The sequence below is a fragment of the Clostridia bacterium genome (assembly GCA_026414765.1).
Classification (GTDB): Bacteria; Bacillota; Clostridia; order Acetivibrionales; family DSM-27016; genus SKW86.
Genome location: JAOAIJ010000021.1, coordinates 198,427 through 214,678, shown reverse-complemented (window position 1 = coordinate 214,678; position 16,252 = coordinate 198,427). Strand labels below are relative to the sequence as shown.

The 16,252-nt window shown below is 35.7% G+C and carries 17 protein-coding genes; 3 read left to right on the top strand and 14 right to left on the bottom strand.

Annotation, left to right across the window (positions count from 1 at the left end):
• Positions 1 to 100 precede the first annotated feature (100 nt).
• On the top strand, positions 101 to 517 hold the full coding sequence (locus N3I35_08630) for a flagellar protein (protein ID MCX8130150.1): 417 nt from the start codon (positions 101 to 103) through the stop codon (positions 515 to 517).
• Between the two features lie 86 nt (positions 518 to 603).
• Here the strand turns inward: N3I35_08630 and N3I35_08625 are convergent, their stop codons facing one another.
• The 10 genes from N3I35_08625 to N3I35_08580 all read right to left on the bottom strand — a co-directional run bounded on the left by N3I35_08625 (position 604) and on the right by N3I35_08580 (position 11,322).
• The gene (locus tag N3I35_08625) at positions 604 to 951 is read right to left on the bottom strand and encodes a hypothetical protein (GenBank protein MCX8130149.1); all 348 of its coding nucleotides are present in this window, start codon (positions 949 to 951) and stop codon (positions 604 to 606) included.
• Positions 952 to 1,045: 94 nt separating this feature from the next.
• Entirely contained in the window at positions 1,046 to 1,621 is a 576-nt protein-coding gene (locus N3I35_08620) for a lytic transglycosylase domain-containing protein (GenBank protein ID MCX8130148.1), read from the bottom strand.
• A 34-nt stretch (positions 1,622 to 1,655) separates the two neighbouring features.
• Positions 1,656 to 2,237 carry a dephospho-CoA kinase gene (gene coaE / locus N3I35_08615; GenBank protein MCX8130147.1) on the bottom strand — a complete coding sequence of 194 codons (582 nt, stop codon included), beginning with the start codon at positions 2,235 to 2,237 and terminating at the stop codon, positions 1,656 to 1,658.
• 31 nt (positions 2,238 to 2,268) lie between these two features.
• The gene (polA, locus tag N3I35_08610) at positions 2,269 to 4,977 is read right to left on the bottom strand and encodes a DNA polymerase I (GenBank protein ID MCX8130146.1); all 2,709 of its coding nucleotides are present in this window, start codon (positions 4,975 to 4,977) and stop codon (positions 2,269 to 2,271) included.
• 36 nt (positions 4,978 to 5,013) lie between these two features.
• On the bottom strand, positions 5,014 to 5,181 hold the full coding sequence (locus tag N3I35_08605; GenBank protein MCX8130145.1) for a DUF3006 domain-containing protein: 168 nt from the start codon (positions 5,179 to 5,181) through the stop codon (positions 5,014 to 5,016).
• A gap of 107 nt (positions 5,182 to 5,288) precedes the next feature.
• Positions 5,289 to 5,975 carry a PilZ domain-containing protein gene (locus tag N3I35_08600; GenBank protein ID MCX8130144.1) on the bottom strand — a complete coding sequence of 229 codons (687 nt, stop codon included), beginning with the start codon at positions 5,973 to 5,975 and terminating at the stop codon, positions 5,289 to 5,291.
• A 190-nt stretch (positions 5,976 to 6,165) separates the two neighbouring features.
• Positions 6,166 to 7,371 carry a DUF4349 domain-containing protein gene (locus N3I35_08595; GenBank protein MCX8130143.1) on the bottom strand — a complete coding sequence of 402 codons (1,206 nt, stop codon included), beginning with the start codon at positions 7,369 to 7,371 and terminating at the stop codon, positions 6,166 to 6,168.
• 2 nt (positions 7,372 to 7,373) lie between these two features.
• A complete protein-coding gene (locus tag N3I35_08590; GenBank protein ID MCX8130142.1) occupies positions 7,374 to 7,988 on the bottom strand; it encodes a sigma-70 family RNA polymerase sigma factor in 615 nt (204 codons plus the stop codon).
• Between the two features lie 342 nt (positions 7,989 to 8,330).
• Positions 8,331 to 9,458 (bottom strand): pilus assembly protein PilM, encoded by a 1,128-nt coding sequence (gene pilM, locus N3I35_08585; GenBank protein ID MCX8130141.1) that lies wholly within the window; start codon positions 9,456 to 9,458, stop codon positions 8,331 to 8,333.
• Positions 9,459 to 9,594: 136 nt separating this feature from the next.
• Entirely contained in the window at positions 9,595 to 11,322 is a 1,728-nt protein-coding gene (locus N3I35_08580) for an ATPase, T2SS/T4P/T4SS family (protein MCX8130140.1), read from the bottom strand.
• Between the two features lie 341 nt (positions 11,323 to 11,663).
• On the opposite strand from N3I35_08580, the gene N3I35_08575 reads away from it, so the two are divergent.
• Positions 11,664 to 12,104, top strand: coding sequence for a response regulator (locus N3I35_08575; GenBank protein MCX8130139.1), 441 nt, complete (start codon positions 11,664 to 11,666; stop codon positions 12,102 to 12,104).
• 77 nt (positions 12,105 to 12,181) lie between these two features.
• Positions 12,182 to 12,349, top strand: coding sequence for an asparagine synthase (locus N3I35_08570; protein MCX8130138.1), 168 nt, complete (start codon positions 12,182 to 12,184; stop codon positions 12,347 to 12,349).
• A 39-nt stretch (positions 12,350 to 12,388) separates the two neighbouring features.
• On the opposite strand, the gene N3I35_08565 is transcribed toward N3I35_08570, so the two are convergent.
• The 4 genes from N3I35_08565 to N3I35_08550 all read right to left on the bottom strand — a co-directional run bounded on the left by N3I35_08565 (position 12,389) and on the right by N3I35_08550 (position 16,069).
• On the bottom strand, positions 12,389 to 12,886 hold the full coding sequence (locus N3I35_08565) for an HD domain-containing protein (GenBank protein MCX8130137.1): 498 nt from the start codon (positions 12,884 to 12,886) through the stop codon (positions 12,389 to 12,391).
• 50 nt (positions 12,887 to 12,936) lie between these two features.
• Positions 12,937 to 13,317, bottom strand: coding sequence for a UDP-N-acetylglucosamine 1-carboxyvinyltransferase (locus tag N3I35_08560; protein ID MCX8130136.1), 381 nt, complete (start codon positions 13,315 to 13,317; stop codon positions 12,937 to 12,939).
• Between the two features lie 394 nt (positions 13,318 to 13,711).
• Positions 13,712 to 13,864 (bottom strand): hypothetical protein, encoded by a 153-nt coding sequence (locus N3I35_08555; GenBank protein ID MCX8130135.1) that lies wholly within the window; start codon positions 13,862 to 13,864, stop codon positions 13,712 to 13,714.
• Between the two features lie 651 nt (positions 13,865 to 14,515).
• On the bottom strand, positions 14,516 to 16,069 hold the full coding sequence (locus N3I35_08550; GenBank protein MCX8130134.1) for a pentapeptide repeat-containing protein: 1,554 nt from the start codon (positions 16,067 to 16,069) through the stop codon (positions 14,516 to 14,518).
• Positions 16,070 to 16,252: the final 183 nt, after the last annotated feature.

The following is a 16,252-nucleotide window of genomic DNA, read 5'->3' as shown; positions in this document are numbered from 1 at the left end:
CCAGGGCAACCAATTGATTATATCCCATAAATGTTTTTGCAGAAAGCTCTGGTTCAAAAATGGGATAATTTATCTGCCCATGGCAGAAATGGAGATAAAAATGGTAGGTATTAAGAATTGTAAAAGGTGCGGAAGAATTTATGAAATAAATACGGATACCGAATACTGTTTTGACTGTATTCAAAAAGACGAAAAGGATTTTAGTAGAATCAAGGAATACTTGTATCTGCATCCCTATGCGAAAATTTTTGAGGTCTCTATCAATCTCGATATTTCTATTAATAAAATTAAGAGATACCTGCGTGAAGGCCGTATGGAAATAGTGGAAAAAGACAACCAATTCCTTAAATGCGAACTATGCGGATGTTCTATCTGTTCAGGTTTGTATTGTGATGAGTGCGGCAGGAAGACATCTCAAAACTTTAAATCCGTATACATGGGCAGTGATCCCCTTAGAGCCCCGCACAAGGTAAACTATCTGCAAAAAAAGAAATCTCCGGCAAAAAAGCATTATTGAACTGTAACTGACAAAAAACCTTTGCTTCAGGGTTTTCCGTCTGCAAAGGTTTATTAATATTACCGCCTAAGCTTTATTTTCAACAGCTATACTTCAATATCATCTACACCTTTAAACTCTATCCTTTCGCCGTTAAACATAACAGAAACGTATCTCTTACCTGCTGATTCCTGCTTCATAAGTTCATTTCCTTTTATATAGAGGTTGATGTTATGTTTCACATCTATATGAATCCTGTCGAAAATATCACTCTGCATTATCCTGATTATTGAATCTATATACTTTGCAGGAGAATGTGAAGTCTTTCCTTCAATCAGAACAGGCATACTGCCTTTTTTGTTAGGACTTAAAAGTTCAACATGTATGCTTCCTGGTTCAAACATATTCTCTGTCGGATAAAGCAAGTCTCTCTCATACACAATATTTTTGTCCATTGTTTATTCCCCCCGCTTTTATTCTATCGTTTGGCATATTTTCCATAAAGCACATAACTATTTTATTATTAATCATGGATTATTTCAACATAATTTAAGCCTGTTCATACAGTTTTTTATATACATTGTAATAGTTTTTCACTTTTTTCAGGTAATTATCGGTTTCTTTAAAAGGAATCTTCTCCAGTGAATTCCCAGACTTGCTGTACTCCTTGTTTTTTAGCCATTTGCTTACATTACCGTTTCCTGAATTATATGCAGCAATTACAAGATCAAGCTCATAATCAAACTGTTTCATCAGCCATCCAATATACCAGCAGCCAATTTTAATATTTGTATCAGGATCATACAGGTCTTTTTTATTGAATTTCTTGATTTTCAAATGCTTGGCACCCCATTGCCCCGTTTCATCCGTTACCTGCATCAATCCCCTTGCTTCTTTTTTAGATGTAGCGTCGGAATCAAATCCACTTTCCGCTTTAATTATTGCATATACCAGAAATGGATCAATATCATTTTCCGCTGCATACTTATTAACCAATTCCTGATATTTCATGGGGTAAGACAATTTTAAAACCTGAGACTTTCCGTTTATAACAACCACAATGACTAAAACGGCTGTAACAAACAGTAATATATACTTAAAGCCTTTATTGCTTTTTTTATACAAACATAACCCTCCACGCTGAAAGACTTTACAAATCTTAATCCAGGTAATTTTTTACCTGGATAACCAGATCTTCCGCACTTCCGTTGTTGATAATCACTTTATCCGCTAATTTCATATATTCTTCATCGCTTTTTTGAGACATAATCCTATCATGCACCTCATTATATGTCAGTCCGTTTCTATCCATAACCCTTTTTATTCTGAGTTCCATATCAGCAATAACAACCCACACTTCCTGAACCACATCCAAAAATCCATGCCTGAAAGGAATAGCTGCATCCACCACTACCAGGCCTGCTTCGCTAGCCCTTAATGAATTGATTCTATCAATTATTCTCTCTATTATATACTTATGTGTAATTCTATTCAGACTTTCCAGTTTATCATTTTCACTAAAAACAATATTTCCAAGTTTTTTACGGTTCAGTTCGCCGCTTTCAGTAAGTATTTCTTCCCCAAAGTGCTTAACTATTTCCTGCAACGCCTCTTGTCCTTTTTCAACTATCTTCCATGCTATGATATCTGCATCTATAACTTCCGCACCGAAGTCAGAAAGTATTTTTGTTACAGTACTTTTACCGCTCCCTATACCTCCTGTTACTCCAATAACCTTCATTATTGCCTCCTAAATTTACCGACTAAAATCCTTATTTTGTTTCATACCAGTTGCTGCCAAATTTCACATCCACACTTAATGGTACCTGCAAATCAGCGGCACTCTCCATACTTTCCTTTAATATGGCAGCTACCTCCTCTTTTTCATCTTTATGGGTTTCTATTATCAATTCATCATGTACCTGAAGTATAAGTCTCGAGTTTAGTTCTCTTTTTCTCAATTCTTTATATACCTTTACCATGGCAATCTTGATAATATCAGCAGCACTGCCCTGTATTGGAGTATTCATTGCTATACGCTCACCGAAGGATCTGATATTGAAATTACTGGATTGCAGCTCCGGCAAATATCTTCTTCTGCCGAAGAGAGTGTTTACAAAGCCAAATTGTTTACCCTGCTCAACTATATCATGCATATATTGTCTGACATTAGGGTATTTATCAAGATAACCGTCTATATATCTTCTGGCTTCTTTTCTCGTAATACCCAGATCTTTTGAAAGACTGAAGTCTCCAATCCCGTATACAATGCCAAAATTAACAGCCTTAGCCCTGCTTCGCATCAATGAAGTCACTTCTGACTTTGGAACTCCAAAAACCTGTGATGCTGTAGTTGTATGAATATCCTCGTTATTTTTAAAAGCATATATCATATTTTCATCGCTTGTTATATGCGCCAGTACTCTTAACTCTATTTGGGAATAATCTGCGTCGGAAAGTATATAACTTTCACTGCTCGGAACAAATACCTTACGTATCTTTCTTCCCATTTCAAGTTTTATGGGTATATTCTGCAAATTAGGTTCAGTACTGCTGATTCTTCCGGTAACAGTAACCGTCTGATTAAAGCTTGAATGTATTTTGCCCGTTTCAGTATTTATGACATTCAAAAGCCCCTCAACATAAGTCGATTTAAGCTTGACCATCTGCCGGTATTCCAGAATTTTTGAAACAATTTCATGCTTTTCTGCCAACTGCTCTAATACTTCTGCGTCTGTAGAATATCCGGTTTTTGTTTTCTTTATTATAGGCAGCCCGATTTTTTCAAACAGTATAACTCCCAACTGCTTAGTAGAGTTTATGTTGAATTCTTCACCTGCAAGTCTGAAAATATCTGATGTCAGCAAATTGATTTTTTCTTCAAGCTCTACTGCAAATTCCTTTAATCCTTTCTTATCGATTCTGAATCCCCAGTATTCCATATCAGCCAATACTTCTACCAGTGGCAGTTCTATATCATAATACAACTTTTCTTGTCCATTTTCGACAATCAGCCCGTTCAGCACTTTTACAGAATTGAAAACTACCTCCGAATGTATACCAGCTACGGCCGAAAGCTTTTCTACGGGCATTTCACTAAACGGAACAAAATTTTTGCCTTTTCCAGACAACTCTTCGATAGGTTCTATATTAATCTTCAGATATTCTTCAGAAAGCTCAGCAACTCTGTAAGTCTCCCTTGAAGGATTAATCAGGTATGCGCCGATCATTGTATCGAATGCAAGTCCCTTGAATTCGATTCCATTTTTCTTCAGGTATACAATTAAACTCTTCAAATCATGACCGTATTTTTTGATACTTTCGTCTTCAAAAACGAGTCGGAATTCATTTAAAAACTCTTCCTGAGTAAGACAAGATTTTCCACAAACATCTCTAAATCCAATATAACAACTTACATCCTTAGCCCAGGAAACAGCCACACCTGAAAGCCTTTCAGAAAATGCAACGTTTTTATCCATCAAATAGAATATTGCGCACTCTTTTGAAGAAGAAATGTTCTCCCTTATTATCCTAAGTTTCTCCACACTAAATATGCATGTTATTTCTTTTGATATTGCAGCAGAAACAGGTGCAGTTTGTCCAAGCTTCAGCTTTTCTATCAGACTTCTGAATTCAAGCCTTTTAAATATTTCATATAACCTTTCACCGTCAAACTCTGTTCTTTTCAATTCATCAACACCACATAAGCCGGGAACGAATCTATTGATAGTAGCAAGCCTTTTACTTAGGAATGCCAGTTCTTTGTTTGCTTCCAGCTTTTCTTTTACACCTTTTTTCTCAACCTGATCAATGTTTTCATAGAGGTTTTCAATTTTACTGAATTTTTTAATCAGCTCCAGGGCAGTTTTTTCTCCGATTCCAGGCACCCCCGGGATATTGTCGGATGTATCACCCATAAGACCTTTTACATCAATGAACTCGTCAGGGGTAACACCATACTTTCCCATCACCCTGTCGTAGTCGTACTCCTCAGTTTCTGTTTTTCCTGCTTTGGTAGTAGGCATTTTTATACGTGTTGTTTTGCTGGCAAGTTGAAAAGAGTCCCTGTCTCCTGTTACAACAACTACTTCAAGACCATCCTTTTCTGCACATAAGGATATGGAGCCTATAATATCATCTGCTTCATAGCCTTCTACTTCAAGCCTTTTGATATTCATTGCATCAAGTACGTCCTTTATCACAGGTACCTGCACTGCAAGCTCCTGAGGCATGCCTTTTCTGTTAGCCTTATATCCGTCATACTCTTTATGCCTGAATGTAGGCGCTTTAAGGTCAAAAGCAACACAAAGGTATCCCGGGTTTTCTTCATCAAGATATTTATATAGAATATTTAGAAACCCATATACGGCATTGGTGTATAGCCCCTCAGATGTTGCAAGCAATTGCTTCCCCTGAAGCCCATAGAATGCTCTATTTAAAATACTGTTCCCATCAATAATCATTAATTTTCGATTGCTCATTTGATTTCTCCATTCTACGAAAACTGATACCTTGAATTACAGATTTGGATTCCCGGCTTTATCCAATGTCAGGTATACTGTCTCGCCTTCTTTATATGTGCCCTTTATTTTTTCATCAGGAATATCTATCTCTATTCCCATCTCGTCCGAAAGCAGGATGGCACAGCCATTTTCGAACCTATCCAAAATTGTTTCAATTAACATTTATCCACCTATAACTATTATTTGTAATAATATTTAGTACAAAACCATTTTACACAAAAAAACAACAACCGTAAACGGCTGTTGAGTATTTTTTACTAATTAACTGACTACCTGAGGCATTCAGATATATATTCCTTTTCATTTTTATTTAAAGAGGCTATTAACTTACTAAGCAGACTTTTATTCCCCTCATCTATTTTAATAATCTCCATGCCATATTCATAATAGTTTGCTTTCCTTGTATTTCTTATGATTTTTGCCTTAAACTCCAAAAGTCCGTTATCCGGAATACAAATACTCATAACTACAATACTGTCAGTATCCAACTGTTCCCGTATAACCGCTGATACTCCTGAATCGCTTATGTTCTTAACTATTGCATACAAATTTCTGCTGATATCTGCACTGCTTATATTTGCCTGAAGGTTTGTCAAGTAACGCTTTGATTTTCTTTTGTTTTTATATCTGTCGACTTTATCAATAGATACCTGAACCTGCCTGGGGTACTGCAATTCTATATCACTTATCATACCTTGTATGACATATTCATAATTATCCTGAAGAGTCTGAATTGTAATCTGATCACCTTTAAAAATGTTATACTTTAAAAATGTGTCAGGAATCCTGAAAAAAACATTATTGCCCTCTGTTTTTTGAACTACAGTCAATACAGGCTCAAAAAGCAGCGGATGTTTTATACTGATAACAGTCCCTTTGGTAATATTAATACTGCACGGGGTATTCCCGGTAAACACTTTGTTATTCTGTGCAAAATTTTTATTAACAGGAACCATCTCTTTCCTCCGGATATCTGGTTTCAGAATAAATTTGGAATTACAACCAGAATTACTTATTATATATACTAATATTCGACAAAAATATTTAATTTCCTCTTTTATTTGAGCACCAATAATTATTAAAGGTAATAAACTTTATAGTACTGTTTCATACTATAAAGCTTATTACCTTTATCTTACTATACTTTTACTTCCTGATAATATCAAGGCAAACCGAAATGTATTGTACATCCCTCTTAAGGTTGCTTAATTCCCTTTGCATATTTTCACGTTCCGTTTTCAGTTTTTCCAGTTCTTCATTTGCCGCGGTCTGATTCATTGCAGCAAGTTCGCTTATTTTTTTGTCCAAACTGCTGATTTGAGTTTGTAATGTGTTTATATTTTCATTCATATCTATTGAATTAATACTTGCTGTTACCACAAAAGACTCACCTAAAACTGCCTTTAACGAACTTACAAATGGATTGTACTGTGTGTACGGCATACGGAGTGTAACTCTGATTTTCCCGGACTCACCTGTATTCTCTCCACCGGCTCCATCCATTGCTTTCCTTTCATCGAATTCCGCTCCGAACTCTACAGCTTTAAGCCTTATTTTTTCTAATTCTATATCAGGGTTTTCGACTCTAACTGTAATATCGGTATCTCTTATTACGTTGCTTGCTGATGCAGAAAAAGCATCAATCCGTTTGGTAGTAGGCACTGCATCAAATACTACCATTTGTTTTTCTTCTCCGTCACTTTTTATTTCTGCCTCATTTTCAGATGCCTTCAGATCGGGCTGTTCACTAGAAAATAACTTAACATCATCAGTACTATTCCCGTTTTTTTCCTTCATAGTAGTTTGTGGGTTTATGCTTTTTGCAGTATCAGCACTGCCATCAACTACTGTTCCATATTCATCAGCCGCTTGTATATTCTCTGAACTGGCAGTCCCATTAGCAATCTTGCTTTCAGCTGCAGCTGGTGCTTGTGCAGATTCTGTAGTGAAATTTTTTGTTGGGCTGCTCTCTGTTGTTTTATCGGAAACACTGCTTAAAGGGAAAAGTACTTTTATCATTACAGCTATTATAAAAACAGCCGCAATTGATGCGCAAATTCTTATATAGTTTTGAGGTAGTATCTTTTTAAACGGTTTTATTAACGCTTTGGTTGCATTTTCACTTCCATTTACAAGTACCAGCTTTTCATGCAACTGCTGTTTGAAATTCTCAGGCAATTCTTCTTCCGTGATACTCTTGCACAAATTGGCAATCTGCTGCAACTCCTGAAGTTCCTTCCTGCATTCAGAACATACGTCAATATGTTCTTCAAGCTCTATACATAGCTCTTCATTCAACTCATTTTCTATATATAACGATAATATTTCTATTACCTCATTACAGTTTTTCATCTTCACCCCTCCTTTCCATATTGTTTGACGTATTCATCGCTAAAAAGTTCCCGTTTACTTTTGAGTATTTCCTTCAATGCCAGCCTGGCTCTGTTTATTCTAGATTTTACCGTCCCCTCAGGGATCTTGGTTACCTTTGCAATCTCTTCATAGCTAAAACCTTGTATATCCCTCATAACAATCACCAACTTATGCTCTTCTGACAGTAATTGTATGGCTTCCGTTACAATTTTTTTCAGCTCGTTCCTTTCAGCTATTATATCTGGAAGCGGCTTGATATCTTCTATTTGTCTTGCAACTTCGCCATCTTCCAGTTTCATCTCTTCATCTATGGAAACTGTCTTTCTGTTTTTTCTTTTTCTCAATTCATCCAGACAAATATTAGTGGTAATCCTATATACCCATGTTGAGAAAGTCGATTCCTCCTTGAAGTTCTTTATTGACTTAAGTATCCTGATAAAGACCTCCTGAGCAAGTTCATTTGCATCATCATGGTTTCCTATCATTCTAAGCGCTATATTATATACTTTCTTCTGATATCCCTCTATTAACAGTTCAAAAGCCTTTAAGTCACCATTTTTGGCCTTTTCGAGAAGAATCTTCTCATTCTCGCTCATATATTTGAATCCCCCCTTGAAGTCAAACCATCAAATGCACAACAAACGGCCAAACATGTCTATTGTTTAATAAGTCACTTATTCCCTCAGGCCAGCTCAATGAGTTTATGAACAGGCATATTAATAAGCAACAAAATAATTATACATTTTTTATTTGTGTATTTAAACTCTTATCATAAATTTTAGCATATCTTGAAGAGTAAAAATCCAGGTTTATTTTTCCATTTTATATATTTGCTAAATAGAAATGAAATACATCATCCTTAGAATCCAGTTTTATTTGCATAAAAAAAATCAGATGCAGCCTACACCTGATTTTTATCAGTGTTTCAGTTTTATTATTTACATTGCCAGACCGACAGCATTTACAAGATACCTTATTTTATCCTTATCAAGATTATTCCCAAACTCAATACTATTGAAGTTCATATTTTCTACAGAAAATACGGGTTTCTGCATTATATCCCTTGCAAATCCCCTCAAACCTTTCATTTCTGAACCTCCACCGATAAAGAAAATCCTCTCTACTGCTTGTCCATCACACTTGTTTACGTAAAATTCAATACTCCTTTTAACATTATTCATAATTTCTCCTATGTATTCTCTTATACACGTATCTACTATATTTTCTATTTCATCCCCCATATGTCTTTCACTTACGATACCATGCATCTTCTTATAACGTTCTGCTATGTCATGCCTCACACCAAGTTTTTTACCTATTATTTCATCAAGGCTTCTTCCGCCTGAAAGTATCACTCTGTTAAACTCAAGTGCTCCCGCATTCAAAATACTCAAATTTGTAGTTTCCGAACCAAGATCAATAACTGCAGTAGCACCACTGTCTATATGATAAAACATATTGTGAACGCCCCTGCTTTCCCTATCAATCACATTTACACCTTTACTAAAAAAGCGTGCTACACTGCTGAAAGGTATTTCTATTGCAATAGGCTTAAAGTTCAATAGTTTTATGAGCTTGACGTAATTTTCAATAGTTGTATTTGGTACAATTGTAACAAGTGCTCTTAAACACTTCTCACCTTCCCTTTCTGTCTCACCTGTAACCCTGTAAAACAACTTTTGTGTATTAATGTCTACCAGACTATGTTTCATTATTTCATTTCTGATTTTATCCTCAACCTTTTTTGAGTCATCTTTTGGTATAAATATAATTTTAGAAATAATGTTTGAACCCGCAGATATTACAAATTTCACATTTCTCTCATTTATACGGTGCTCATTTATCACTTTTTTCAGGTTGTCTGCGACTCCATCCAGATTGGAGATTATTCCGTTTTTTATACAGCCATTAGGTGTGCTGCCTATGCCAAAATTGATAATTTTCAATTGATTCCCGTTTTTTTTTCTGCTGTGTACTACTTTTATATTAGTAAAGCCGATATCTATGCTTAATATATCGTTATTTAAAAATCCTCTTCCCAAGTCACTTATAAACGATGGCAGCATCACGCTTTTCCACCCCCACCAAATTAGCCTTTTGTACATGTTTGCAGCTTGTACGGATAAAGCATCCGTCTAATATTTTACATCAATTACCCTGTAATGCTGGTTGTCATAATATAATAATTTGATCTTCAAAGGCTTAATTGCTAAATATATCCTTTCCTATTCCAAGTCTTACGACTTCTTCAACAGTTGTTATTTTATCTTTGATCAGTCTTATGCAGTTATTCTTAAAACTGCTGCTTTCCTTTTGCATCCTGTGTTCAATAATTTCAGGATTATCCCCCTTATTTATCAGCCTTCTATACTCACTGTCCATATGGAACACTTCAAAAATTCCTATCTTCCCTTTATATCCTACATTATTGCATATACTGCATTGTTCGACATAAGCAGCATTCTTGCCAATTTCACTTTGCAAATCCAAATATGCTATAGCTTGTTTGCTATTTTGACAAGAAGTACAAACTTTTCTTACCAAGTGCTGAGCAATTATCCCTTCAATAGAAGTAGAAACCAGATAACGCTCAACCCCCATGTTAAGCAATCCGGAAATTGTCTCAAACACACTTGGGAAATCCATGGTAACTATAACCAGTTTACCACTGATTGCAGTATTCATAAGCTGCTTAAGTATATCAAGGCTCCGTCCCGAAGTTCCATCTATATTAAGGTCTGCTACTATGACATCAGGGTCGTGGGCTAATACGGACTCAATGAATTCCTGTTCGGCACTATCCTTTTTACTATAAAGCTGTATCTGGCTAATCCCCTCAATTTTTATTGTATTCCTTTTCTCTATAGTTATGATGTTTAGCTCTTTTGCTACAATTCTTTTTATCATGGCATAGCATGTAGTTGTTTTACCGCTTCCACCCAACCCGCTTACTACTATCATTCCGGTCCTTTTAGCCAGCATTCCGGAAATAAGCTCCATCTCTTTTTCAGATATTCCGATATCTTCCAAAACATGGTGGCAGGAACAGTTTTGAAGCTTAATCAGAATTTTTTCCCCGCCAACCACAGGAAGAACGAGTACCTCCAGATTTACTTTTTCCTTTTCATTCACCGCATAGTTTATAAATCCTTTCTGAGGCGCATTACGGTCACAGGTAAATAATCCTGCCATTACCTTTACCTTTACTATCAGCTCTTCGTAGCCTACGTTATGCCTGCTGTCTTCCTCCAGCAAAGAACCGTCCACTCTATACCTTATTCTCAGTTTTTTATTCAGTGAATCTATATGTATATCAAAGCAATTAATTTTAAGAGCCTTCAATATAATAAACCTGAAAAGCTCATCTACACTTTCTGTTGAGTCATCGCTCAAGATACTGATAGTATTGGACTTAAACTCTTCTTTCTTCTCGTTTCCTCTTTCCGTCTTCACTTTTCCTTCATCACTATCTTCTATTCGGCTCTCTACATTTCCATCGCCATAAAAGTACATGATCGCTCTGCTCAGGAGCCTATTGTCAGCTAGGAATGGCTTTATTTCCATCTGAGTAAAGACTTTTATTTCATCAATAAGAAATATGTCATCGGGATTCTGCATGGCAAGAAACAGAAGATTGTTTTTTATATTAAACGGAAAAACATTATATTTTACTGCTATTTTGGCACTTAGCATAAAAACTGCATCTTTACTTACAATTACATTTTCCAGGTCAATATACTCAACACCCATTTTTTTTGCGGTTATTTCCAGTATTTCTTTATAGTTGATTACTCCCTCTGACAGTAATATCCTCTCAATTTTTTCACCTGTTCTTAGTGCAATATCCTTAATTTCCTTAAGCTTCTGAGGGCTTATCAGACCTGCTTCCAGAAGAATGTCTTCTGTTTTTTTCTGCTCTTTTCCCTGCATTTCCTTATCAATTCCCTCTACAAAAATAGTAGTACTAAATATTCTCTGTATTATAAGTAAATTATATACTCCACTTACATTTATTGTCAATATTGCCTAAGGAAGTTCAAAATACGCAACAAATCCTTTTTTTCCCAAAGGTTTTTTGTATTTAGCGTAGAATAATAAAGAATAGTATGCAATAAAATTACTTAAACTGCAGACTTAAGGATTATTCACATGTGCTTTACAGGAAATATTTTTTCCTGAATAATTTTTATTTGCAGATAATAAGTGTTCCAAACATGACACTATAGCTTGGGAAGCTAATATACAACTGCCGTACGGCGTGGAGGTTTGATATGATAAATACTATTCTTGTAACAGATGATAATGTATTGGATAATGCAATATTAAGAAACTATTTATACAAAGAAAGGTTTAATGTGATTTCCGCATTAAATGGTCGCGAAGCTCTGGAGCTTTTAGAAAGCCGTAATGTGGATCTTATTATGCTGGATCTTGTAATGCCTGTAATGGATGGTTTTGAGTTTTTAAAGCTGTTTTCGAAAACCAAATTTTATAATGAAATCCCTATAATTGTTTCCTCAGGTTTGGATGATACCAAAGAAATAGAGCAAATACTCAGCTATAATATCTATGACTATATAATCAAGCCTCTGGATCATATAAATAGGCTGATACTGGTAAATAAGATAAAAAATGCAATTAATCACAGGAATAATTTATTAGAGATGCAGAAATTACAAAAGGAAATCGAAAAATCTGACTCAGAGAAATGATTATTTTTCTTGATAAAGATACAAACTAATTGTGTTGCGTTTTTTGCAATACTATATTATTCTGGGAGGTTGTTTTTATGAAAGTCCGCGAAGGCTTAGTACCTGCAGTGTTAGGAACAGTAGTAACAGCAACCGGTATAGCACTCAAACCAGTAGCACCGTTTCTGTCGTGGGGCATAGCTGGTTTTGGCCTGGCGCATATTGTGCTGGGATCAATTGACCTTGTAGAGCATCGTTCCAGATAACAATGGTAAAAAGTATAAGAGGAGCTTATGCTCCTCTTATTATTCTAAATACAATTTTTCAGCTAATTTTTTCCCTGTACTTGTCTTGAAGTTCTTTTCTATCACTGCCTGGAGATTTTCTACTGTTTTATCAAGCTCTTCCTCCTGGATATTTACTAATAAATCAGCCTCCCATATAATCTGAAAATCCAGGCCATTATTTTTTGAGCTGGTATGATGCCCACCTACTATATAGCATACGCGCTCAATCATGCTTTCTTCTACTTCCATCTCCTCCATGATTCTTCTTGCTATCGGAGGACCTTCTATTTCCTGATACCTGCCGGAGTTGGAGTTGTGTTTCCGCTCCGCTTCCCGTATACCAATATCATGCAAGACTGCGGCCAAAATTACAACATCCTTTTTATCTCTACCACCCACCTCACCTTCGATTATCCTTTCTGCAAAATTCAAAACCTTTAGGGCATGATTTATACGCCTTTGATCAGTTCCAAACTCTTCTTTCATCTTTTCTACTACCTTAGTTTTCAATTCCATGTTATGTACTCCTATTCAGATTTATATTCTTAAAATACCACACCTGAAAGCTAATAAACAGAAAAGTGTGCCCATAATATAACACAACCACCAGGATAGCATATAGTCACTTTTCCACAGCGCGCAAGCATAGGTCCGATAAAAATAACCGAAGATCTCATTTCAGTAGCAAGTTCTTCAGGAATTTCGAAATTGTTAACAACAGATGAATCAACTATTACAGTATTTTCTTCCATGTTAACCTTGCAACCGACCTTTTCCAATATTTCCAGCATTATTTCTACATCTCTTAATCTTGGACAGTTTCTAATTACGTTTATACCCCCGTTTAAAACTGTTGCAGCTAAAATTGGAAGTACTGCATTTTTAGAGCCTTCAACAGGTATTTCACCTTTCAATTTCTGTCCACCGGTTATGATAATTCTGCTCACGAAATTCACCTCCATAATGTACGGTGGATTGTGGTTTTGCAGCCACATAATCATTTTATGCGGTGTAAATAAAATTGTTACTTTGACTGCCATATTGCTTTTGACAGCTCTTTACATCTGGTAGGCTAGGTCAAAACGTATATGATTTAAGTAATCAGTTCATAATTACTAAAAGCAAGATACCCTCCGCTCCAGTTAATTAGTATATACTTATTGCCCTACCCATAAAATAACTGATGAAAAATTATGAACTAAACCAGAGAATTTAAAGAAAAATTACTGCTTAAGTATTGTTTTATACTACTACATAATATTAATTTAGACCAAGCGTGCATAAATATAAACAAGAAGCACTAAAAATCTTTCTCATTATCTTTCCGACCTTCACGTCAACTTACTCTGCCAACCTTGCATTAAGTACTTTAAGTCCGCCTGCAATAGAGTGGGATAAAAGCTCATCTTCTGCAAGAACATGCGCTTCGTTCAATTCTATCTGATGCTTTGTTAATTCCTTTCCTTTTCCCTTCCCAGCATGGTACAATTCCATTGTGGTTGCTCCTTTCGTAGAATCTGTTTGCCCAGCAATAGTTTACAAAACTATCGTCAGGAGTACCACATTCAAATTTACGAAATTCGGGACATGATCGTATCATTCTAATATAATTTTCATCCATTTATTGTTTGTTAATTAATGGCGATTATAACAAATCATTATTTGTTTCAACATATACATGTGCTGATTCATAATCCACCCACATGTCCATACTATCAAATTTAATTCCCTCATAAGAAAATAATTTTGAAAATGTAAAAATTTTGGCATTATAAACGCCAAAATCAGTTTTATTTCCCTTATAATCAGGAATTGCCGCCCGGTATTCATTATTCTTGCTTTTTAGCTGTAATGGTCTGTAAGTTAGATTACTATATTTTTTCCCAACGTATCTTTGTTTTTATCTATTGGAATGCTTTTGTTTATGAGTAAATAACTATTTGCATCGATAGTAGAAACCAAAAAGAAATTATTATTATCATTATCCGAGAAGGTGCAGTAGATATTGTTTTTGCCCCCCAGAACAGGTGGTACGCTTAATATAAAATTCGTTCACTAAAGGTATAAGAAATATTATAAATAAGCGACTTTTTCTCATTATGTTCCTCACTAAAATCTTAACATCTTAATTTGTATTTTGTTATTTTATACTTTTTTAAGTTTTTTCTCTACTGGAATAATTATTTTTTTATCAATAGAATAGATTAATTCATTACAATCCTTATACCTCTTTGTCTTGAGTACCCATGGGTATCTTTTCAAACTTTTAAACATACTAAATTCGTCAAAACCATGCTGTATAATGGGAACAACGGGTACTGATGGTAAGGCAGGTATTATTGTTGCCAGTTCTAGGGGAATACTTTTAGGTTCAGTTAAGTCAGCTATAATAAATTTTGATAAATGCGCTAAGGTAAAAACAGTTTCTTTAACATCCCTATTAATGGATTCATCAAAATCAAACATAACAGGCAAATAGTTGTGGTTTCTCAGTTCAACCCTTATAGCATCAAGTACTTCCTTGCGCTCCTTTATAAATCTGCCTAGTATCAAAACTAACTTTGAGGTAATGGTATCAATTACATGCCTAATTTTATTATTATTAAGTAATAGATATATAAACTGTGCTACTTCAAGATTATCAACAGTGATTTCCAATTCTTTATGCGGAGTTATTATAAGATTATTACATAATACATTATCTCCCATTTCGACATCCCAGACAGATATACCGTATACTCTACACCCACTTATATCAGTATTTTCAAATTTAGTTTTAACAACACTGCAATAACTGAGGTCTGCCCCTTTTATGTTTGCAAAACTACAGTCTGCATTTGTAAGATCGGCCCAACTTAGCGTTGCCCCGCTTAGGTCTGACCCACTGAGGTCTGCCCCGTTTAGGTTTGCTCTGCTCAGGTTTTCTTCACTTAGGTCAACCTTGCTGAGGTTTGCATCACAGAAATTTGTACCGCTGAGATATGCCTTTGTAAGTTTTGCCCCACTTAGGTCCGCTCCACTGAAGTCTGCACCACTGAGATCTGCTTTGCTGAAATCTGTTTCTCTTAGGTCTGCCCCTCTTAAATTTGCTCTGCTTAAGTCTGCACCACAGAAGTGTGCCTTGTTAAGTTTTGCTTTAATGAGTTTTGCTCCACTGAGGTTTGCCACATTAAGCTTTGCTTCACTGAGATCTGCTTCACTTAGATTTGCCCATCCAAGGTTTGCCCCAAAGAGGTTTGCCTTACTAAGGTTTGTCCAGCGAAGATCTGCACCAATGATTATTGCATTACTTAAATCTGCTTCACTTAGATTTGCTTCTGTAATTCTCGCTCCACTGAGGTTTGCTCTATTGAGCTTTCCATCATTTAGGTTTGCCATGAAGAGCATTGCATCTTTGAGATCTGCTCCACTGAGGTTTGCCTTGCTGAGGTCTGCCTTTCTGAGCGACACTTCACTGAGGTCTGCCTTTGCTAAATCTGCTCCGCTGAGGTCAATACTCTCCATATTGTTTATCTGTATCCATGCATCTCTGAGATCTGCTCCACTGAGGTCTGCCCTTCTGAGCGACACTTCACTGATATCTGCTTTGCTTAAATCTGCTCCGCTGGGATCAGTATTATCCATATTGTATATCTGTATCCATTCTTTCCAAGCTTTCTTTCCTAGCCTTAATACATTGACTTTATATTCATCTGCCATGTTATTCCTCACAACAATCAATATGTATTATAATCTTATCACAATGAGATAACATTTTCCATTATGCTTACCAATAGAAATTCCCAAGAATACCGCATTTTTCAATTATCAAAGACCAATTCTCTTATTACCCATTGAAGTAGAAGAATGTCAAAACTGATTTTGAACAATCCTTTTTGCTTT

What these genes read in the sequence shown, in the direction of transcription:
- N3I35_08630 (MCX8130150.1), top strand. Translation starts at nt 101, where the DNA reads ATGGTAGGTATTAAGAATTGTAAAAGGTGCGGAAGAATTTATGAAATA.
- N3I35_08625 (MCX8130149.1), bottom strand. Translation starts at nt 951, where the DNA reads ATGGACAAAAATATTGTGTATGAGAGAGACTTGCTTTATCCGACAGAG.
- coaE (MCX8130147.1), bottom strand. Translation starts at nt 2,237, where the DNA reads ATGAAGGTTATTGGAGTAACAGGAGGTATAGGGAGCGGTAAAAGTACT.
- polA (MCX8130146.1), bottom strand. Translation starts at nt 4,977, where the DNA reads ATGAGCAATCGAAAATTAATGATTATTGATGGGAACAGTATTTTAAAT.
- N3I35_08605 (MCX8130145.1), bottom strand. Translation starts at nt 5,181, where the DNA reads ATGTTAATTGAAACAATTTTGGATAGGTTCGAAAATGGCTGTGCCATC.
- N3I35_08600 (MCX8130144.1), bottom strand. Translation starts at nt 5,975, where the DNA reads ATGGTTCCTGTTAATAAAAATTTTGCACAGAATAACAAAGTGTTTACC.
- N3I35_08595 (MCX8130143.1), bottom strand. Translation starts at nt 7,371, where the DNA reads ATGAAAAACTGTAATGAGGTAATAGAAATATTATCGTTATATATAGAA.
- N3I35_08590 (MCX8130142.1), bottom strand. Translation starts at nt 7,988, where the DNA reads ATGAGCGAGAATGAGAAGATTCTTCTCGAAAAGGCCAAAAATGGTGAC.
- pilM (MCX8130141.1), bottom strand. Translation starts at nt 9,458, where the DNA reads ATGCTGCCATCGTTTATAAGTGACTTGGGAAGAGGATTTTTAAATAAC.
- N3I35_08580 (MCX8130140.1), bottom strand. Translation starts at nt 11,322, where the DNA reads ATGCAGGGAAAAGAGCAGAAAAAAACAGAAGACATTCTTCTGGAAGCA.
- N3I35_08575 (MCX8130139.1), top strand. Translation starts at nt 11,664, where the DNA reads ATGATAAATACTATTCTTGTAACAGATGATAATGTATTGGATAATGCA.
- N3I35_08570 (MCX8130138.1), top strand. Translation starts at nt 12,182, where the DNA reads ATGAAAGTCCGCGAAGGCTTAGTACCTGCAGTGTTAGGAACAGTAGTA.
- N3I35_08565 (MCX8130137.1), bottom strand. Translation starts at nt 12,886, where the DNA reads ATGGAATTGAAAACTAAGGTAGTAGAAAAGATGAAAGAAGAGTTTGGA.
- N3I35_08555 (MCX8130135.1), bottom strand. Translation starts at nt 13,864, where the DNA reads ATGGAATTGTACCATGCTGGGAAGGGAAAAGGAAAGGAATTAACAAAG.
- N3I35_08550 (MCX8130134.1), bottom strand. Translation starts at nt 16,069, where the DNA reads ATGGCAGATGAATATAAAGTCAATGTATTAAGGCTAGGAAAGAAAGCT.